Raw genomic sequence first — 18,638 nt, forward strand, 5'->3', positions numbered from 1 at the left:
CACCATGCCACAATTTGCCATCCCCATTGCACCGAGCACCGCCATGTCCCTGCAGTACCATCTGATTCCGGTTACCCCCTTTGCCCAGAACTGCAGCGTGCTGTGGTGCAGCGTGAGCCGCGAGGCCGCCATCGTCGATGCCGGTGGCGATATCAGCCGCATCCGCGCCTGGACCGAGCAACAGGGGCTCACCGTCACCAAGCTGCTGCTGACTCACGGCCATATCGACCATGCCGGCGGCGCCGGCGAACTGGCTGCCCAGCTGGGTGTAGAGATTGAAGGCCCGGAGCAAAGCGAAAGCTTCTGGCTGGACCAGCTGCCCAATCAGGGCCGCATGTTCGGCTTTCCTTCCAGCCCGGCCCTTACGCCGGAGCGCTGGCTGAACGAGGGCGACAGCGTCAGCATCGGCCAGGAAACGCTGCAGGTGATTCACTGCCCCGGCCATACCCCCGGCCATGTGGTGTTTTACAGCGCGGCAGCCAGCCTGCTGGTAGCCGGTGACGTGTTGTTCCAGGGTTCCATCGGTCGTACCGACTTCCCCATGGGCAATCACCAGCAGCTGATCGATGCCATCCAGCAAAAGCTGTTCCTGTTGCCGGATGACACGGTGGTGATTCCCGGCCACGGCCCGCTCACCACCATCGGCGAGGAAAAGCGCCACAACCCCTTCGTGGCCGACGCCCGCTTCCGCTGATGTCGCCTGCCTTCGAGCACGCCGTGTTGCAGTTGGTCGGGCAGATTCCGCCCGGCCGGGTCAGCAGCTATGGCGTGCTGGCACAACTGGCCGGCTTCCCGCGCCATGCCCGCCATGTCGGCAAGCTGCTGGGCAGCCTGCCGGACGGCCACGCCCTGCCCTGGCACCGGGTGGTGAACAGTGCGGGCCGCCTGTCCCGCCCCGGCACGGAACAGGCCGACTGGCAGCGCGTGCTGCTGGAACAGGAGGGCATCGAGTTTGCTGCCAGCGGCAGCATCAGCCTGCTGCGCTACGGCTGGCCGGATAGTGCTTACTTGCCAGCCAATGTCCGTTGATAGCGACATTTGCTGCATATTGTCCAACAGCACTACAGCCCGTTTTCATAATGTTGCTGAAATGTTACGTCGCTCGAGCTGAAACTTTTCAATATGGAGCTTTCTGCGCTACCCTGCGCGCCCCGCATGGCTGCATGCGGGGAAATCCATATAAAAAAAGTTCACTTAGGCGGAAAAAATGAAAGCTCGCAAACTGCTGCTGGCCCTGTCGCTGATCAGCGGCTCCACCCTGGCCCAGGCCGACAACTGGTCTTTTGCCAATGTCAGCGCCAACTATCTCGACTGGTCTTCCCGTACCACCGAGCAAAGCGGCAAGAAAGACTTCGGCTATCTGGAAGCCGAAGGCGGCATGGGTGGCAGCTGGGGTGATGTGTATGGCTTCTTCGATCTGGAAAATCCGGGCAAGAGCGACCACGGCACCAACGGTTACGACCGTCGCTACACCACCAAGGCCATTGGCCGCTTCAACCTGACCCAGGTCGGCAACGTACCGGTACAACTGTACGCACACGTTTACGATACCCGTGGCAACAACTTCTTCAGCCAGAACCGCGTGCTGGGCCTGAGCACCGAGCTGAAGTACGGCAACCTGACCCTCAAGCCTTTCATTGGCGCGCACAACGAGCTGGACTCCTTCGGCATCGGCTCCGGTTACAACGGCTGGATGGCCGGCTACGTGCTGCTGTACCCGTTCAGCGCCTTCGGTCAGTCCTTCCTGGTGACCCAGTGGCATGAAACCGAATTCGCCCGCAAGCAGGAGTTCGTGGCCAACTACAAGCACAACACCGGCGAAAACGGTGCCATCGCCCTGTGGTGGAATGTGAACAAGCGCTTCACCACCGGCGTGCAATACCGCTATGCCGACCAGAAGCTGGGTTCTGGCGAATACCAGAACGCGGTGATCTACAGCGCCAAGTACAATTTCTGATACTCGCTGTCTGTCACATGCAAAACGCCTCCCAAGGGAGGCGCCAGGCTGCTGACCATAGTAATTTGGTGCGATGGCACAGGTCCCGGCAAAGCCGGGCCTTTCGACTAAAAGACTGATTCCGCAGCCTTCCCCTCCATTCCCTATCCCCCCGCCCTTTCCCTGAAAGGGAGCCTCGCTTTCCTTCCGGAAAGCGAGAGCGGGGTTTGATGTAAATCGGGCTTACTTGCTCTTGTTGGCCTGACGGTACAGCTGGATCAGGCGACGGGTGGAGCTATCGTGTTCGGCCGCCTTCAGCTTGCCGGTCAGCTCACCGTGAATGGTTTTTGCCAGCTGCTTGCCCAGCTCCACCCCCCACTGGTCAAAGCTGTTGATCCCCCAGATCACGCCCTGCACAAAGATCTTGTGCTCGTACGCCGCAATCAGCGAACCGAGATTGCGCGGATCGAGGAAGCTCATCAGCAGGGTATTGGTGGGGCGGTTGCCGGCAAATACCTTGTGCGGCACCAGGGCTTCCAGCGCCTCGCCCTTCATGCCTTGTGCGGCCAGTTCTTCGCGCACTTCCTCGGCGGTCTTGCCGCGCATGAAGGCCTCGGCCTGGGCGAACACATTGGCCAGCAGGATTTCATGGTGGCCCGGCAGGCTGCCACGGCTTTCCAGCGAGGCGATCAGGTCGATCGGCGAAATATGCGTGCCCTGATGCAGGAGCTGGAAGAAGGCGTGCTGGCCGTTGATGCCGGTTTCCCCCCAGATGATGGGCGCGGTTTCGAAATTGACCGGGCTGCCGTCAGTGCGGGTCTGCTTGCCGTTGGACTCCATGTCCAGCTGCTGGATGAAGGCCGGCAGGCGGTGCAGGTACTGGTCGTACGGCGCAATCACATGGCTGCCGCCGCCAAAGTAGTTGATGTACCAGATGCCTATCATGGCCAGCAGCACCGGCATGTTCTGCTCGAACGGCGCATTGCGGAAATGCTGGTCCATGATGTGGGCGCCATTGAGCAGCTCGGTGAAGTTTTCCTCGCCCAGGTACAGCATGATGGGCAGGCCGATGGCCGACCACAGGCTGTAGCGGCCACCCACCCAGTCCCAGAATTCAAACATGTTGGACGGGTCGATGCCGAAATCCGCCACGGCTTTCTGGTTGGTGGACACCGCGACAAAGTGCTTGGCCACCGCTTTTTCGTCCCGCGCACGCTGCAGGAACCAGTCACGCGCGGTCAGCGCATTGGTCAGGGTTTCCTGGGTGGTGAAGGTTTTCGATTCCACCACGAACAGGGTGGTTTCCGAATGCACCTTTTTCAGGGTTTCCTTGAGCTGGGCACCGTCCACATTGGAGACAAAGTGCATGTTCATGCGCGGGTGACCAAACGGACGCAGCGCGCTGCACACCATCAAGGGGCCGAGGTCCGAGCCGCCAATGCCGATGTTGACGATGTCGGTGATGGGCTGGTTGGTATAACCCAGCCACTCGCCGGAGCGCACGGCGTGGGCAAACTTGCCCATGCGCTCCAGTACCGAATTCACCTTGGGCATCACGTCTTCGCCATCAACAAAGATGGGCGAATTGGTGCGGTTGCGCAGGGCAACATGCAATACGGCGCGGTTTTCCGTGGTATTGATCTTCTCGCCCTTGAACATGGACTTGATGCGCTCCGGCAGGCCGGCTTCACGCGCCAGCTGCATCAGGCCCTGCAGGGTTTCGTCGGTAATGCGGTTCTTGGAGTAATCGAGGAACAGGCCACCTACTTCCAGGCCGTAGCGTTCGGCCCGCTCCGGGTCGCTTTCGAACAGCTCGCGCATGTGCAGCTGCTTGGCGTCGGCAAAGTGGTCCCACAGTTTTTGCCAGGCGGGAAGTTGGGTCAGTTCGCTCATGATGATTAATCCTCTTCTGTCCGTTCGGCCAGTCTCTTTGCTTTGAGACTGTGCTTGGTTTTTTCTAGTTGTCCGATCACGCCGGGGCCGCGGCGCAAGGCCACGCCCACGGCCAGCACGTCGATGAGCACCAGGTGGATGATGCGGGAGATCATCGGGCTGTAGGTTTCATTGTCTTCCTGGGTGTCAGCCATCAGCGCGATGGTGGCAGCACGGGCCAGCGGTGAGCCACTGGCCGTTATGGCCACCACGGTGGCGCCAGAGGCGGTGGCCTCTTCCACCGCGTCCAGCAACTCGCGCGAGCGGCCGGAGCTGGAAATGGCCACCAGCACGTCGTCGGCATTCAGTACCGAGGCCGCCATCATCTGGATGTGGGTGTCGGCATAGGCCACGGTGGAAATGCCGAAACGGAAGAATTTGTGCTGGGCATCGGCGGCGGTGATGCCGGAGTTGCCCAGGCCGTAGAACTCCACCCGCCGCGCACGCGAGATGGCCTCGATCGCGGCCTCGATGGCTTGCGGATTGACGTCGTTGCGGCTTTTCAGCAGCGCGGTGACGGTGTTGTCGAATACCTTGGCGACGATTTCCGAGGTCGGGTCTTCCGGGCGGACGCTGGAATGCACATAGGGCACTCCAGTGACCAGGCTGCCGGCCAGTTTCAGCTTGAAATCGGGCAGACCCGAGCAGCCCATGGAACGGCAGAAACGGATCACCGTGGGCTGGCTGACGCCGGCATTGCGGGCAATATCGGCCACCGCAGCCTGCATCATGGTGTAGGGCTGTTCCAGCACCAGCTCGGCCACCTTGCGTTCGGCCGAGGACAGGGCTTCAAGCTGAGACTTGATTCTTTCCAGCATGGGTCAGTGCTCCAGGTGCGCCGCCAGCGCTGCCGACGCGCCGATCAGCGCAGGGTAGCGGCTATCGATGACAAACACCGGAATCGCCGCCAGATAAGCGGAGAAGCGGCCCTTGTCTTCGAAGCGCGGGCGGAATGGCGACGTTTTGAAGTAGTCGATCAAACGTGGAACGATACCACCGCCAAGGTATACCCCGCCACGGGCGCCGAGCGTCAGCGCCAGGTTGGCCGCCGCCGTACCCAGCATGGCGCAGAAGGCATCCAGCGTTTCGCGGCAGCGCGGACAGCTGCCAGTGAGGCCACGGCTGGTGATGTCGGCAGCGGACAAATCTTGCTCGGGCTCGCCGGCCAGTGCCGCCAGCGCGTGGTAGATCAACACCAGACCGGGGCCGGACAGCAGGCGTTCGGCCGACACATGGCCGTGGCGGTCGCGCGCATAGCGCCAGATGGCGGCCTCACGTTCATCGAAGGGGGCAAAGCTGACATGGCCACCTTCGCCGGCCAGCGGCATATAGCCACCCGGATAGGGCAGCAAGGCAGATACGCCCAGGCCGGTGCCGGGGCCGATCAGCGCCAAGGGGCTGCCACTGATTGCCTCGCCGCCCCCCACCTGCACCAGCTCCTTGCGTGGCAGGTGCGGCAACGCCAGCGCCAGCGCGGTGAAATCGTTGATGACGATGAGCGAAGTCAGCCCCAGCGCCAGCCGGGTGGCTTCAATGGAGAAGGCCCAGTGGTGATTGGTCATCTGCACCCAGTCGCCGGTCACCGGGTTGGCAATGCCGATGGCGGCATGGGCCACCGCACGGGTGCCGACACGCGCCAGATAGCTGCGCATGGCGGTTTCCAGCGTGGGGAAATCGGCACAGGGCAGTACCTCGACATCCTCCAGCACCGCCGGGGCGGTTTCCAGGGCAAAGCGGGCATTGGTGCCGCCGATGTCGGCCACCAGCCGTGGCCAGGTATTAGGCAGTCCAGTAGACATCGATGGGGCACTCCGTCTGCAGCAGGAAATGGCTGATGGGCAGGCTGTCGTTGACGCCTTGCATCGCCTGATCGAACACCTGGCGCTTGCCCGCGCCCTGGATGGCCAGGATCAGGCTGTCGCACGCCAGCAGGGCCGCTTTGCTCATGCTCACGCGCAGGTGCGGCGCGGTGAGCGGCTGCACGGTCAGCAGCGGCAGGCTGCGGCTCGGGTCCAGCCCGTCGGCCAGGGCCGCGGCAGCAGGAAACAGCGAAGCGGTATGGCCGTCCTCACCCATGCCCAGCACGGCGACAGTCGGTTGTTGGTAGGCGGCGTTGGCGGCAGCCAGTTCGGCGGTGGCATCGCGGGCATCGCCCACCAGTGGCAGGAAACGGGCGGCCGCGGCGGCATCCTGTAGCAGATGTTCGCGCACCAGCGCGGCATTGCTGTCGGGGTGGTCGGCCGGGACGAAGCGTTCGTCCACCAGGGTGATCACCACCCGCGACCAGTCCAGCGGCTGGCTACGCAGCGCGTGAAAGAAGGGAACCGGCGATTTGCCGCCGGAGACGGCCAGCACGGCGCGGCCATCGCGCGCCAGTGCATGCTCCAGACGCTGGGCCACCGTGGCGGCCAGCGCGGCGGCACAGTCCGCCGCTGCGGGGAATTCAAACCATTGCATGCATGTCATCCTCACCTTGCACCCGGCCCCTGATCTCCATGACGCCGGGTGTTTGCCGCTCTTGCTGGCCGGCTTGTTATGAATGGTCCGGCCCGCGCCGCCGGACTGGCGGCCCGGACGGGCTGGTCGATCAGCTTTCTTCGTGCCAGCTGATGCCGTCGCGGCTCAGCAGCGCGCTGGAAGCAGCCGGGCCCCAGGTGCCGGCGGTGTATTGCTTGGGCGGGGTATTGCTGCTGTTTTGCCAGCATTCCATGATGGGCATCACCCAGCGCCAGGCTTCCACCAGTTCGTCACGGCGCATGAACAGCGCCAGCTTGCCGCGGATCACGTCCAGCAGCAGGCGTTCGTAGGCATCGGCGCGGCGTACCTTGAAGGCCTTGTAGAAGTCCAGGTCGAGGAAGGCCGGCTGCAGGCGCATGGTGTCGCCCGGCTCCTTGGCCAGGAAGTACAGGCGGATGCTTTCTTCCGGCTGCAGCTGGATCACCAGCCGGTTGGCGGTGTGGCTGCCGCTGAGCGGGCCGGAGAACAGCTGGTGCGGCACATCGCGGAAATTGATGACGATTTCGGCCAGCCGGTCCTGCATGCGCTTGCCGGTACGCAGGAAGAAGGGCACGCCGGCCCAGCGCCAGTTGTCGATTTCCGCCTTGATGGCGACAAAGGTTTCGGTCTGGCTGTCGGCGGGAATGCCTTGCTCTTGCAGATAGCCCACCACCGGCTGGCCGGCCACGGCACCGGCCTTGTACTGGCCACGTACCGTCTTGTTGGCCACATCCTGCTCGCTGAACGGGCGCAGGGCCTTGAGTACCTTGAGCTTTTCATCGCGCACGGCATCGGCTTCCATGCTGGCCGGCGGCTCCATGGCGACGATGCACAGCAGTTGCAGCAGGTGGTTCTGCACCATGTCGCGCAGCGCACCGGTGCCATCGTAAAAGTCGCCACGGGTGCCCACGCCCAGGTCCTCGGCAATGGTGATCTGCACGTCGTGAATCCACTCGCGCCGCCACAGCGGTTCAAACAGCGCATTGGCAAAGCGGATGGCCATCAGGTTCTGTACCGACTCCTTGCCCAGGTAGTGGTCGATGCGGTACAGCTGTTCTTCCTTGAAGAAGTGGGCCACGGCGTCGTTGATTTCGTTGGACGAATCCAGATCGATGCCCAGCGGCTTTTCCAGCACCACGCGTACGTTGGGACGGTTCAGACCGACGGCGGCCAGGTTTTCGCAAATGCCGGCGAACAGATTGGGCGCGGTGGCCAGATAACAGACCACCACCCGCTCCGGGTGCTGGCCGACGGCTTCGGCCAGTGCCGGATAGTGGGCGGCGTTGCCGGCATCCACCTGCAGATAGTCGATACGGCTGCAGAAAGAGGCCCAGGCCGCCGCATCGAAGTGTTCCTTGACATGCTGGCGCGCGCTCTTTTCCACCAGCGCCAGGTAGTCGTCGCGGCTCATCGCCTTGCGGCCCAGTGCCAGCAGGCGGCCTTGCTGGTTGAGCAGGCTGGCGGCATGCGCCTGGTAGAGGGAGGGCAACAGCTTGCGCATGACCAGGTCGCCGGTGCCACCGAACAGCACCATATCGAAGGCAGGGGTAGGCGTGCTACGGTTATCCATAGTGATCTTCCGTCTCGTGCATTTGCAATGTAGTTATATTACCACCCGATTTTGGCATGTCCATGTGATTTGCCGGGGTAATACATAGAAAGCAACACCTGCCATTTCATGGAAAATTTGGCAGAAACCTTTACCAGAAAGCCTTTCACACTCATTCGACCGGACAAGCCGGCAATTGGGTCAGGCTGTTTTCTTGCAATTTAAGTGTAGTAAAACTACCATTTACCCACATTCATCACGGGAATTGCCATGGCCCTGCACCCGGTACTGCACACTGTTACCCAGCGCATCATAGAGCGCAGCCGCGAGCGTCGCGCGGCCTATCTGAATCATCTGGCTGCCGCCGCCCAGCAGGGCAAGGTAGAACGCGCCCAGCTGTCCTGCACCAATCAGGCCCACGCCTTTGCGGCCATGCCGGACAATATCAAGATCTACCTCAAGGAAGCACACCGCCCCAACCTGGCCATCGTCTCGGCTTATAACGACATGCTGTCCGCCCACCAGCCGCTGGAAGCCTACCCGGCCTGGATCAAGGAAGAAGCGCTCAAGGCCGGTGCCACCGCCCAGTTTGCCGGCGGCGTGCCCGCCATGTGCGACGGCGTGACCCAGGGCCAGCCCGGCATGGAGCTGTCCTTGTTCTCGCGCGATGTCATCGCCATGAGCACCGCGGTGGCGCTGTCGCACCAGATGTTCGACGCCAGCCTGTACCTGGGCGTGTGCGACAAGATCGTGCCCGGCCTGCTGATTGGCGCACTGACCTTCGGCCATCTGCCGGCGGTATTCGTGCCGGCCGGGCCGATGACCACCGGCATCGCCAACGATGAAAAGGCGAAGGTGCGCCAGTTGTTCGCCGAAGGCAAGGTGGGAAGGGATGCGCTGCTGGAATCGGAGTGCCAGTCCTACCACGGCCCCGGCACCTGTACCTTCTATGGCACCGCCAACTCCAACCAGATGATGATGGAAATCATGGGCCTGCACCTGCCGGGTACCGCCTTCGTCAATCCGGGCACACCGCTGCGCGAGGCACTGACCCGCGCCGCCGCCCGTCAGGCCGCGCACATCGCCGCCCAGGGTGACCATTTCACCCCGGTGGGCCGCATGATTGATGAAAAATCCATCGTCAACGCCATCATCGGCCTGCTGGCCACCGGTGGCTCCACCAACCACACCCTGCATCTGGTGGCCATTGCCCGTGCCGCCGGCATCGACATCAACTGGGACGATTTCGACGAGCTGTCGGCCATCATCCCGTCGCTGACCCGCGTCTACCCCAATGGCAAGGCCGACGTAAACCACTTCCACGCCGCAGGCGGCATGGGCTTTGTGATCCGCGAACTGCTGGGTGCCGGCCTGCTGCACGAGGATGTGGACACCATCGTCGGCCGTGGCCTGTCGGCTTATGCCAACGAACCCTGGCTGGACAATGGCGAACTGAAATGGCGTCCGGCCCCGGCGGTGAGCGGCGACGACAGCGTGCTGCGTACGGCAGCCAACCCGTTCAGCGCCGATGGCGGCCTGCGCGTGGTGGCGGGCAACCTGGGCCGCGCCGTGATCAAGGTGTCTGCCGTCAAGCCGGAACACCGCGTGGTGGAAGCCCCGGCCGTGGTGTTCCACGACCAGAACGAACTGCTGGCCGCCTTCAAGCGTGGCGAACTGGAACGCGACTTTGTCGCCGTCATCCGCTTCCAGGGCCCGCGCGCCAACGGCATGCCGGAGCTGCACAAGCTGACCCCGGCCCTGTCCATCCTGCAGGAACGCGGCTTTGCCGTGGCCCTGGTCACCGATGGCCGCATGTCCGGTGCTTCGGGCAAGGTGCCGGCTGCCATCCACGTCTCGCCGGAGGCGGTAATGGGCGGTAGTATCGGCAAGGTTCGCGATGGCGACATCGTGAAACTGGATGCCAATGCCGGCACGCTGGAAGTGAAAGTGCCGGCCGCAGAATGGGCGGCGCGCGAGCAGATCAGTGCCGATCTGCAACACAATCAATTTGGCGTCGGGCGTGAATTGTTCGCGGTATTCCGCGAATCGGCCGATGCCGCGGAAGCTGGTGCCATGAGCTTCCATCACCCGCTGTGGAGAAACTGATATGGACGCTTTGACCCTGTTGCGTCAGGGGCCGGTAGTGCCGGTCATCGTGGTAAATGACGCCGCTGTTGCGGTAGACCTGGCGCGCGCGCTGGTGGATGGCGGCATTCGCGTGCTGGAAGTCACCCTGCGCACCAAGGCGGCGCTGGCCGCCATGCGCCGCATGCGCGACGAAGTGCCCGGCGCCATTGTCGGTGCCGGCACGCTGCGCAACCGCGCCCAGCTGGAAGCCGCGCTGGATGCCGGTGCCCAGTTTGGCGTCAGCCCCGGCCTGACCCCGGAGCTGGCCTCGGCCGCGCGCAATGCCAACCTCACCCTGCTGCCGGGTGTGGCCACCGCCTCGGAAGCCATGCGCGCCCAAGACGAGGGCTTTGACATCCTCAAGCTGTTCCCGGCCGAAGCCGTGGGCGGCATCAAGCTGCTGAAATCGCTGGCCGGCCCGCTGCCCGACCTGCGCTTCTGCCCCACCGGCGGCATTGATCTGGTCAAGGCCAAGGACTACCTGGCCCTGCCAAACGTGCTGGCCGTTGGCGGCAGCTGGCTGACCCCGGAAGACGCCATCGCCAACCGCGACTGGGCCCGCATCACCGAACTGGCCAGGCAGGCCAGCGCGCTGGCGCAGTAAACCCGCCCACGCAATATATAAGCCCGCCTCGTGCGGGCTTTACTGATTGTTGACCAACTCCTCTCGCTTTCTGAAAAGAAAGCGAGGCTCCCATCTTCAATTGGCAAGGCAAGGGCGGGGGGATGGGGAATAGATGGGAAGGCTGCGGAATCAATAAGTGAGTCGAAAGGCCCGGCTTTGCCGGGTCCAGTGCAATCGAACCAGATTACTTTGTCAGCAGCCTGCAAGCCCGCCTCGTGCGGGCTTTTTTGTTGCAGCGCACAGCGCACGCCAATGGCACAGCCCGGCGGATCTGCACTACCATCTTGGCTTCACCTGCCGCCTGCCGCTCCTATGAAACTGTTTCTGGCCGAAGACGATGCCGTACTGGCCGATGCCCTGCTTACCCGCCTGACCCAGCTGGGCTTCGAGGTCAGCCATCGCAGCGATGGCCTGGCTGCGCAACAGCTGCTGCTGAGCGAGAGCTTTGATGCCGTCATTCTGGATATCGGCCTGCCCGGACAGGACGGACTGAAGGTGCTGCGCCATGTGCGGGTACACCAGCCGGCCCTGCCCATTTTGCTGCTCACTGCCCTGGACAGCATGGAAGACCGCGTGGCCGGGCTGGATGCCGGCGCCGACGACTATCTGGTCAAACCCTTTGATTTCCCGGAACTGGAAGCCCGCATCCGCGCCCTGCTGCGCCGCCAGCGCGCCAGCGATAGCGTGCGCGACGAACTGCAACGGGAAGAACTGCAGTTCGGCCCGCTGCGACTGGACCGCAGCGCCCAGCGCGCCTGGGCCGGCGCGCAGCCGCTGGAGCTGTCGGCACGCGAGCTGGAGCTGCTGTTCATCCTGATGAGCCAGGCCGAAAAAGTGCTGAGCAAGGAACAAATCTCCGCCGCCCTGTCCGGCGAGGGCGAGGAAATCGGCAGCAATGCCGTGGAAGTCTATGTGCACCGCCTGCGCAAGAAGCTGGATGGCAGCGGCGTGGGTATCCGCGCGGTACGCGGCCTGGGTTATCTCTTGATGCTGGCTGCCGATGACTGAGTCGGCCCGCCCGCGCCAACTCTCCCTGCGCCGCCAGCTGCTGATCTGGCTGCTACTGCCGCAGCTGGTGCTGTGGCTGGCTGCCGCCATGCTGGCGCACGCCATGGCGGTACGTTACGCCAACGAGGTGATCGACCAGACGCTGGCGCAAACCTCGCGCGCGCTGGCGCGGCAGGTCAAACCCTTTGGCAATGGTTTCTATGTCGACTTCCCGCGGGCCGCGCGCGAAATCCTCGAAGAAGACCCGACCGACCGCGTCTATTACCGGGTCAGCTCACCACCGGCCGCCTTTTTGCTGGGCGAACCGGCCATGCCCGCGCCACCGCGCGCACTGCTGGCCAAGGCCGGCAACAGCTATTTCTACAATGCCAGCATGAAGGGCCAGGATGTGCGGGTGGCGGCACTCTATCTGCAAGCCGGCACGCCGGAGCAACCACAGCTGATGCTGGTACAGGTGGCCAAAAGCCGGGCACTGAGTGCCGAGCTGACGCGCAAGATCCTGTTCGACATGGGCCTGCCGCTGCTGGGTCTGATGCTGCTGACCAGCCTGCTGGTCTGGGCCGGCATCAGCCGCGGCCTGTCGCCACTGCGCCGCCTGCGCCGGGTGGTGGAAAACCGCTCGCCACGCGATATGGCACCCATCGAGCTCAATAATGCCCCGGCGGAAGTGCGTGCGCTCACCGCCGCCATCAACAGCCTGCTGGAAGAGGTGAATCGCCAGGTGGAACAGCAGCGGCGCTTTATCGGCGATGCCGCCCATCAGCTGCGCACGCCGCTGGCCGGGCTGAAATCGCAGAGCGAACTGGTCAAGGCCGAACTATTGGGCAGCACGCCGGACATTCCGCGCGCCTGCCGCCAGCTGGAGCAGGTGGAAACCAGCGTGGCCCGCTCCATTCACCTGGTGAACCAGCTGCTGGCGCTGGCCCGGGCCGAGCCGGAAACCGGCTTGCAGCGCAGCCTGCTGGACCTTAACCAGCTGACCCGCGAAGTCACCGCCGAGGCCGTGCCGCGCGCGCTGGCGCGCAAGCTGGACCTGGGGCTGGACAGCGATGACGACAGCCTGCTGGTGCTGGGCCATGCCGGCCTGCTGCGCGAACTGTTGGCCAATCTGCTGGACAACGCCATCCAGTACACCCCGCCCGGCGGCGAAATCACCGTGACACTGCGCCGGCAGGGCCGGCATGTGCAATTGCAGGTGTGCGATACCGGCCCCGGCATTGCCCCGGCAGAACGCGACAAGGTGTTCCAGCGCTTTTACCGGGTCAACAATCTGGCAGGCGGCAAGGGCTGCGGCCTGGGTCTGGCCATCGTGCAGGAGATTGCCCGCCGCCATCACACGCGGGTGGAACTGCACGACAACAGCCCGCACGGACTGTGTGCCAGCCTGCTGTTCCAGCGGGAAAATCCCCCCGCTCATACTGGCCCGTAGTGTAGTTGACACACTACGGCGCACCATTTTGCTGCATAGCAGCACCAGCGCAGTGCCTTATGTCTATTGAATTATCTCCAATGTCATGCTGCGTCGCATTCAGGCTCTGTCATTTTCTTACAGCATTTCGCTTCAAACCTTACACAAAACTTACAATCTGCCGCTATAGTTCTTGCACATCCGGCCCCGGTCCTGGCCGAGCGCTGCCGGATGCATCATAAAAAACCGAAATGCAACGCTACAAGATGGAGACAAGAGAATGAAACGCACGCAATTGAGCGCAGCACTGCTGGCTGCCACCCTGCTGCCGGCCACGGTATTTGCCGGCGAAGTGGAAGTGCTGCACTGGTGGACCTCGGGCGGCGAAGCCAAGTCCGTGGCCGAACTGAAAAAAATGATGACCGCCAAGGGCGATAACTGGAAAGACTTCGCCGTGGCCGGTGGCGGTGGCGACAATGCCATGACCGCGCTGAAAACCCGCGTGGTATCCGGCAACCCGCCGACCGCCGCCCAGATCAAGGGCCCGGCCATCCAGGAATGGGGTGCCGAAGGCGTGCTGGCCAATATCGATGCCGTGGCCAAGGCCGAAGGCTGGGACAAGCAGCTGCCGCCGGTGGTCAGCCAGGTGATGAAATACAAGGGCCAGTACGTGGCCGCTCCGGTCAACGTGCACCGCGTGAACTGGCTGTGGGTGAACCCGGATGCCTTCAAGAAGGCCGGTGCCAAGGTGCCGACCACCTGGCCAGAGTTCTTCGAAGCCGCCGACAAGCTGCAAAAAGCCGGCATCATGCCCATCGCCCATGGCGGCCAGCCGTGGCAGGACGCCACCCTGTTTGAATCGGTGGCACTGGGTGTCGGTGGCCCGGCCTACTACAAGAAGGCCTTCGTGCAGCTGGACCAGGCCACCCTGGCCGGCCCGACCACGGTCAAGGTGTTTGAAACCCTGCAGCGTGTGAAGGGCTATATCGACAAGGGTGCCGCCGGCCGCGACTGGAACCTGGCCACCGCCATGGTGATCAACGGCAAGGCCGGCATGCAGTTCATGGGCGACTGGGCCAAGGGCGAATTCACCGCCGCCGGCAAGAAGCCGGGCAAGGACTTCCTGTGCGTAGCCGCACCGGGCACGGCGGGCAGCTTCACCTTCAATATCGACAGCCTGGCCATGTTCAAGCAGAAGGACCCGGCCGCACAGAAGGCGCAGGCTGATCTGGCCGAAACCGTGATGAGCAAGAACTTCCAGGAAGTGTTCAACCTGAACAAGGGCTCCATCCCGGCCCGCCTGGACACGCCGATGGACAAGTTTGACGACTGTGCCAAGAAGTCCAAGGCCGACCTGACCGCTGCCTCCAAGAGCGGCGGCCTGGTGCCCAGCTTTGCCCACAAGATGGCCATGGCATCGGCCACCGAAGGCGCCATGGACGACGTGATTTCGCAGTTCATGAACTCTTCCATGAGCCCGAAAACCGCCACCGAACGTCTGGCCAAGGCCGGGAAAGTGCACTAAGCGAGCAGCAACCTTGCCCCGGGTCAACCGGCCCGGGCGCTTTTTTGCGTGGACAGCCCTGTTGCACCCTGCCACCAGCGGCTGTCTGTCTAACTCCTAGCCAAGCAAGCCATACCGTCTGACCATCCGTCCTGCCCCCGCCAGGACAGATCGAGGCTGCGCGCCGCGCGGTCCCGCCTCAGCGGCATGGCGAGGATTGATTCATGTCCACATCCCAATCACAAGCCAGTCTGTCGGCACTGGCAGACCGCTGGCTGCCCAAGCTGGTGCTGTCGCCCACCTTGCTGATCAGCCTGGTGTTCGTCTACGGCTTTATCGCCTGGACCGGCTGGCTGTCGCTGACCGAGTCGCGCCTGCTGCCTCAGATGGACCTGGCCGGCCTGATCCAGTATCAGGCGCTGTTCGAGAATGACCGCTGGTGGACCGCCGTCACCAATCTGGGCATTTTCGGCGGCCTGTTCATCGGCTGCACGCTGGCGGTCGGCCTGTTCCTGGCCGTACTGCTAGACCAGAAAATCCGTGCCGAAGGCACGCTGCGCACCATTTACCTGTACCCGATGGCGCTGTCCTTCATCGTCACCGGCACCGCCTGGAAATGGATGCTCAACCCCGACATGGGCCTGCAAAAGGTCATCAATGACTGGGGCTTTCCCGACTTCACCTTCGACTGGCTGGTGGACCCGGACAAGGCCATCTACACCGTGGTGATTGCCGGGGTGTGGCAGTCGTCGGGCTTTGTGATGGCGCTGTTCCTGGCCGGCCTGCGCGGCATCGACGACTCCATCATCAAGGCCGCCCAGGTGGATGGCGCCAGCCTGCCGGTGATCTACTGGCGCATCATCATCCCCAGCCTGCGCCCGGTGTTTTTCAGCGTGCTGCTGATCCTGTCGCACATCGCCATCAAGAGCTTCGACCTGGTGATGGCGCTGACCGGCGGCGGCCCCGGCACGGCATCCGACGTACCGGCCATCTTCATGTACCAGTTTGCCTTTACCCGTGGCCAGCTGGGCCTGGGGGCCGCCTCGGCCATGATGATGCTGATGACCATCGTCGCCGTGCTGGTGCCGCTGATGTATATGGAAACAAGGAGCGCCAAACGTGGCTAAACACCTCACTCCCGGCCGCATCGTGCTGTATGCCGCACTGCTGCTGATGGCCATTTACTACCTGCTGCCCTTGTATGTGATGCTGTCCACCTCGGTAAAAACCCTCGACGACATCCGTGGCGGCAACCTGATTGCCCTGCCGCAATCCATCACCTTTGATGCCTGGAGCAAGGCCTGGTCCAGCGCCTGCACCGGCGTGGAATGTGGCGGCATGAAAGGCTTTTTCTGGAATTCGGTGAAGATGGCCGTGCCCTCGGTGCTGATTTCCACGCTGATTGGCGCGGTCAACGGCTATGTGGTGTCGATGTGGCGCTTCCGTGGCTCGGACGTGCTGTTCACCCTGCTGCTGGTGGGCTGTTTCATTCCCTTCCAGGTGGTGCTGCTGCCGATGGCACGCCTGCTGGGCGAGCTGGGCATTGCCAATACCACCAGCGGGCTGATCCTGGTGCATGTGATTTACGGCCTGGCCTTTACCACGCTGTTCTTCCGCAACTTCTTCGTCACCATCCCGGACGAGCTGGTCAAGGCCGCGCGCATTGACGGTGCCGGTTTCTGGACCATCTTTTTCCGCATCCTGCTGCCCATTTCCGGTCCCATCTTCATGGTGTGCGTGATCTGGCAGTTCACCCAGATCTGGAACGACTTCCTGTTCGGCGTGGTGTTTGCCTCCGGCGAATCACAGCCCATCACCGTGGCGCTGAACAATCTGGTGAACACCTCTACCGGGGTGAAGGAATACAACGTGGACATGGCAGCGGCCATCATTGCCGCCCTGCCCACCCTGTTCGTTTACATGGTTGCCGGCCGCTACTTCGTGCGTGGCCTGACAGCCGGTGCTGTGAAAGGTTGAACGATGGCTGCTCTCTCCATCAATAATGTGTGCAAGACTTACGCCAACGGCACCGAGGTGCTCAAGGGCATCGACATCGCCATCGAAGACGGCCAGTTCCTGATTCTGGTAGGCCCCTCCGGCTGCGGCAAATCCACGCTGCTGAACATGATTGCCGGGCTGGATGACATCTCCAGCGGCGATATCGAAATCGGCGGCAAACGGGTGAATGATTTGTCACCCAAGGACCGCGACATCGCCATGGTATTCCAGAGCTATGCGCTCTACCCGTCGATGAGCGTGCGCAAGAACATCAGCTTCGGCCTGGAAATCCGCAAGATGCCGCAGGGCGAAATCGACGCCACCGTCGAGCGCGTGGCGCAGATGCTGCAAATGACCCACCTGCTGGACCGCAAGCCCTCGCAACTGTCCGGCGGCCAGCGCCAGCGTGTGGCCATGGGCCGTGCTTTGGCGCGCAACCCCTCCATCTTCCTGTTTGACGAGCCGCTGTCCAATCTGGACGCCAAGCTGCGGGTGGAAATGCGTACCGAAATCAAGCTGATGCACCAGCGGCTGAAATCCACCATCGTCTATGTCACCCACGACCAGATCGAAGCCATGACGCTGGGCGACCGCATTGCGGTGATGAAGGACGGCATCGTGCAGCAGTTTGGCAGCCCGCAAGACATCTACGACAACCCGGCCAATCTGTTTGTGGCGAGCTTTATCGGCTCGCCGTCGATGAACTTCATTCCGGCGCAGGTGGTGGAATCGGCCGGGGTACTGGGGGTGAAAATCTGTGACGACCAGGGTTGCGTCATCCTGCCGCTGCCGCATGCCCAGGACAAGATGCAGCCCTGGCTGGGCCGCGAAGTCATCTTCGGCATCCGCCCGGAGCAAATCACCGATGCCCGCACCGCCTACCGCGCAGGGCTGCCGGTAATGGCCTGCCACATCGACGTGATCGAACCCACCGGCCCGGACACCCTGGTGTTTGTCTCGCTCAACAACACCAAGGTATGCTGCCGTACCCACCCGACCGAAGCCAAACTGCCGGGCCACAGCATGGAACTGGTATTCGACGTGTCCAAGGCCGTGCTGTTCGACCCCGCCACCGAACAACGGATTGCCTGATGCACAGCTTGTCATCTGCACAACTGGCCCCCGGAGGGCCAGTTTTTTCTCCGGTAGCCGCCGGCCTGTGGCGGCTGCACGACTGGAATTTCTCCCCTGCGGAACTGGCATGCTGGATCGAGCATGCCATCCAGCTCGGCATCACCACCTTCGACCATGCCGACCTGTACGGCGGCTTTCGCTGCGAGGCGCTGTTCGGCCAGTGGCTGAAGGCCAATCCCGGACAGCGCGAGTATATCCAGCTGGTGAGCAAGTGCGGCATCAAGCCGGAAGATGCCAGCCGTGGCTGGCAGGTCAAGCATTACGACAGCAGCCGCGCCCATATCCTGGCTTCGGTGGAGGCTTCCCTGCGCAATCTGGGCACGGACTACCTGGACCTGCTGCTGATTCACCGCCCGGACCCGCTCATGGACCCGGACGAGGTGGCCGCGGCCTTTGCCAGCCTTAAAGAAAGCGGCAAGGTGCGGCATTTTGGCGTGTCCAACTTCAGCCCCAGCCAGTTTGCCCTGCTGGCCTCCCGCACGCCCTTGCTGACCAATCAGCTGGAAGCCTCGCTGCTGCACACCGCCCCGCTGTTCGATGGCAGCTTCGATCAATGCCTGCAAGCCGGCATCCGCCCCATGGTATGGTCGCCGCTGGCGGGTGGCCGTCTGTTGCAGCCGGCCGCTCACCCGGCACTGCACGCGGCACTGCAGCAGATGGCCGCCGAGTTGGCCGTCACCCCTGCCACGCTGGCGCTGGCCTGGCTGTTGCGCCATCCGGCTCGCCCCATCCCCATCTCCGGCTCGCGCAGCCTGCATTCGCTGGATGAAGCTGCCGCCGCCTGCCGCCTGCAACTGGAGCGCCAGCACTGGTTTGCGCTGCTGGAAGCCGCCCATGGCCACAGCCTGGCCTGAATGCGCGCAGCGACGGCCTTTTAAATCTTTTTTTCCGCGCCGCTTCGCCTAAGCTCAATAAGCAAGG

The 18,638-nt window shown here is 63.1% G+C and carries 17 protein-coding genes; 12 read left to right on the top strand and 5 right to left on the bottom strand.

Going from position 1 to position 18,638, the window contains the following annotated elements; genetic code table 11:
- Positions 1 to 43: 43 nt before the first annotated feature.
- From JHD64_RS14075 to JHD64_RS14085, 3 genes are all read left to right on the top strand, one after another.
- A complete protein-coding gene (locus JHD64_RS14075) occupies positions 44 to 694 on the top strand; it encodes an MBL fold metallo-hydrolase (RefSeq protein ID WP_304506484.1) in 651 nt (216 codons plus the stop codon).
- Positions 694 to 1,029 carry an MGMT family protein gene (locus tag JHD64_RS14080; RefSeq protein WP_199053607.1) on the top strand — a complete coding sequence of 112 codons (336 nt, stop codon included), beginning with the start codon at positions 694 to 696 and terminating at the stop codon, positions 1,027 to 1,029. Before JHD64_RS14075 ends, JHD64_RS14080 begins: the two co-directional genes overlap by 1 nt.
- A gap of 178 nt (positions 1,030 to 1,207) precedes the next feature.
- Complete coding sequence (locus JHD64_RS14085; RefSeq protein ID WP_059285795.1) at positions 1,208 to 1,957, top strand: outer membrane protein OmpK; 750 nt, start codon at positions 1,208 to 1,210, stop codon at positions 1,955 to 1,957.
- A 222-nt stretch (positions 1,958 to 2,179) separates the two neighbouring features.
- On the opposite strand, the gene pgi is transcribed toward JHD64_RS14085, so the two are convergent.
- The 5 genes from pgi to zwf form a co-directional block, all read right to left on the bottom strand.
- Positions 2,180 to 3,829: a glucose-6-phosphate isomerase gene (gene pgi / locus JHD64_RS14090; RefSeq protein WP_199053609.1), complete on the bottom strand. Its 1,650-nt coding sequence runs from the start codon at positions 3,827 to 3,829 to the stop codon at positions 2,180 to 2,182.
- Positions 3,830 to 3,834: 5 nt separating this feature from the next.
- A complete protein-coding gene (hexR, locus tag JHD64_RS14095) occupies positions 3,835 to 4,686 on the bottom strand; it encodes a transcriptional regulator HexR (RefSeq protein WP_103523703.1) in 852 nt (283 codons plus the stop codon).
- Positions 4,687 to 4,689: 3 nt separating this feature from the next.
- On the bottom strand, positions 4,690 to 5,667 hold the full coding sequence (locus JHD64_RS14100; protein ID WP_199053611.1) for a glucokinase: 978 nt from the start codon (positions 5,665 to 5,667) through the stop codon (positions 4,690 to 4,692).
- Positions 5,648 to 6,325: a 6-phosphogluconolactonase gene (gene pgl, locus JHD64_RS14105; protein ID WP_110313060.1), complete on the bottom strand. Its 678-nt coding sequence runs from the start codon at positions 6,323 to 6,325 to the stop codon at positions 5,648 to 5,650. Before pgl ends, JHD64_RS14100 begins: the two co-directional genes overlap by 20 nt.
- Positions 6,326 to 6,455: 130 nt before the next feature.
- Entirely contained in the window at positions 6,456 to 7,934 is a 1,479-nt protein-coding gene (gene zwf, locus JHD64_RS14110; RefSeq protein ID WP_059287458.1) for a glucose-6-phosphate dehydrogenase, read from the bottom strand.
- Positions 7,935 to 8,183: 249 nt separating this feature from the next.
- Between zwf and edd the strand changes: the two genes are divergently transcribed.
- The 9 genes from edd to JHD64_RS14155 all read left to right on the top strand — a co-directional run bounded on the left by edd (position 8,184) and on the right by JHD64_RS14155 (position 18,571).
- Positions 8,184 to 10,019 (top strand): phosphogluconate dehydratase, encoded by a 1,836-nt coding sequence (edd, locus tag JHD64_RS14115; protein ID WP_110313061.1) that lies wholly within the window; start codon positions 8,184 to 8,186, stop codon positions 10,017 to 10,019.
- Between the two features lies 1 nt (position 10,020).
- Complete coding sequence (locus JHD64_RS14120) at positions 10,021 to 10,644, top strand: bifunctional 4-hydroxy-2-oxoglutarate aldolase/2-dehydro-3-deoxy-phosphogluconate aldolase (protein WP_199053613.1); 624 nt, start codon at positions 10,021 to 10,023, stop codon at positions 10,642 to 10,644.
- Positions 10,645 to 10,977: 333 nt separating this feature from the next.
- The gene (locus tag JHD64_RS14125) at positions 10,978 to 11,673 is read left to right on the top strand and encodes a response regulator transcription factor (RefSeq protein WP_199053615.1); all 696 of its coding nucleotides are present in this window, start codon (positions 10,978 to 10,980) and stop codon (positions 11,671 to 11,673) included.
- Positions 11,666 to 13,102: a sensor histidine kinase gene (locus JHD64_RS14130; protein WP_110313064.1), complete on the top strand. Its 1,437-nt coding sequence runs from the start codon at positions 11,666 to 11,668 to the stop codon at positions 13,100 to 13,102. Before JHD64_RS14125 ends, JHD64_RS14130 begins: the two co-directional genes overlap by 8 nt.
- 259 nt (positions 13,103 to 13,361) lie before the next feature.
- Positions 13,362 to 14,606, top strand: coding sequence for an ABC transporter substrate-binding protein (locus JHD64_RS14135; RefSeq protein ID WP_059287260.1), 1,245 nt, complete (start codon positions 13,362 to 13,364; stop codon positions 14,604 to 14,606).
- Between the two features lie 203 nt (positions 14,607 to 14,809).
- Positions 14,810 to 15,712, top strand: a complete 903-nt coding sequence (locus tag JHD64_RS14140) for a carbohydrate ABC transporter permease (protein ID WP_059287259.1) — start codon at positions 14,810 to 14,812, stop codon at positions 15,710 to 15,712.
- A 46-nt stretch (positions 15,713 to 15,758) separates the two neighbouring features.
- Entirely contained in the window at positions 15,759 to 16,562 is an 804-nt protein-coding gene (locus JHD64_RS14145) for a carbohydrate ABC transporter permease (RefSeq protein ID WP_193394315.1), read from the top strand.
- Between the two features lie 3 nt (positions 16,563 to 16,565).
- Positions 16,566 to 17,675 carry an ABC transporter ATP-binding protein gene (locus JHD64_RS14150; protein ID WP_059287257.1) on the top strand — a complete coding sequence of 370 codons (1,110 nt, stop codon included), beginning with the start codon at positions 16,566 to 16,568 and terminating at the stop codon, positions 17,673 to 17,675.
- Positions 17,675 to 18,571 (top strand): aldo/keto reductase family oxidoreductase, encoded by an 897-nt coding sequence (locus JHD64_RS14155; protein WP_233170504.1) that lies wholly within the window; start codon positions 17,675 to 17,677, stop codon positions 18,569 to 18,571. Before JHD64_RS14150 ends, JHD64_RS14155 begins: the two co-directional genes overlap by 1 nt.
- Positions 18,572 to 18,638: the final 67 nt, after the last annotated feature.

The sequence above is a fragment of the Aquitalea sp. ASV15 genome (assembly GCF_016429115.1).
Classification (GTDB): domain Bacteria; phylum Pseudomonadota; class Gammaproteobacteria; order Burkholderiales; family Chromobacteriaceae; genus Aquitalea; species Aquitalea magnusonii.

What these genes read in the sequence shown, in the direction of transcription:
- JHD64_RS14075 (WP_304506484.1), top strand. Translation starts at nt 44, where the DNA reads ATGTCCCTGCAGTACCATCTGATTCCGGTTACCCCCTTTGCCCAGAAC.
- JHD64_RS14080 (WP_199053607.1), top strand. Translation starts at nt 694, where the DNA reads ATGTCGCCTGCCTTCGAGCACGCCGTGTTGCAGTTGGTCGGGCAGATT.
- JHD64_RS14085 (WP_059285795.1), top strand. Translation starts at nt 1,208, where the DNA reads ATGAAAGCTCGCAAACTGCTGCTGGCCCTGTCGCTGATCAGCGGCTCC.
- pgi (WP_199053609.1), bottom strand. Translation starts at nt 3,829, where the DNA reads ATGAGCGAACTGACCCAACTTCCCGCCTGGCAAAAACTGTGGGACCAC.
- hexR (WP_103523703.1), bottom strand. Translation starts at nt 4,686, where the DNA reads ATGCTGGAAAGAATCAAGTCTCAGCTTGAAGCCCTGTCCTCGGCCGAA.
- JHD64_RS14100 (WP_199053611.1), bottom strand. Translation starts at nt 5,667, where the DNA reads ATGTCTACTGGACTGCCTAATACCTGGCCACGGCTGGTGGCCGACATC.
- pgl (WP_110313060.1), bottom strand. Translation starts at nt 6,325, where the DNA reads ATGCAATGGTTTGAATTCCCCGCAGCGGCGGACTGTGCCGCCGCGCTG.
- zwf (WP_059287458.1), bottom strand. Translation starts at nt 7,934, where the DNA reads ATGGATAACCGTAGCACGCCTACCCCTGCCTTCGATATGGTGCTGTTC.
- edd (WP_110313061.1), top strand. Translation starts at nt 8,184, where the DNA reads ATGGCCCTGCACCCGGTACTGCACACTGTTACCCAGCGCATCATAGAG.
- JHD64_RS14120 (WP_199053613.1), top strand. Translation starts at nt 10,021, where the DNA reads ATGGACGCTTTGACCCTGTTGCGTCAGGGGCCGGTAGTGCCGGTCATC.
- JHD64_RS14125 (WP_199053615.1), top strand. Translation starts at nt 10,978, where the DNA reads ATGAAACTGTTTCTGGCCGAAGACGATGCCGTACTGGCCGATGCCCTG.
- JHD64_RS14130 (WP_110313064.1), top strand. Translation starts at nt 11,666, where the DNA reads ATGACTGAGTCGGCCCGCCCGCGCCAACTCTCCCTGCGCCGCCAGCTG.
- JHD64_RS14135 (WP_059287260.1), top strand. Translation starts at nt 13,362, where the DNA reads ATGAAACGCACGCAATTGAGCGCAGCACTGCTGGCTGCCACCCTGCTG.
- JHD64_RS14140 (WP_059287259.1), top strand. Translation starts at nt 14,810, where the DNA reads ATGTCCACATCCCAATCACAAGCCAGTCTGTCGGCACTGGCAGACCGC.
- JHD64_RS14145 (WP_193394315.1), top strand. Translation starts at nt 15,759, where the DNA reads ATGGCCATTTACTACCTGCTGCCCTTGTATGTGATGCTGTCCACCTCG.
- JHD64_RS14150 (WP_059287257.1), top strand. Translation starts at nt 16,566, where the DNA reads ATGGCTGCTCTCTCCATCAATAATGTGTGCAAGACTTACGCCAACGGC.
- JHD64_RS14155 (WP_233170504.1), top strand. Translation starts at nt 17,675, where the DNA reads ATGCACAGCTTGTCATCTGCACAACTGGCCCCCGGAGGGCCAGTTTTT.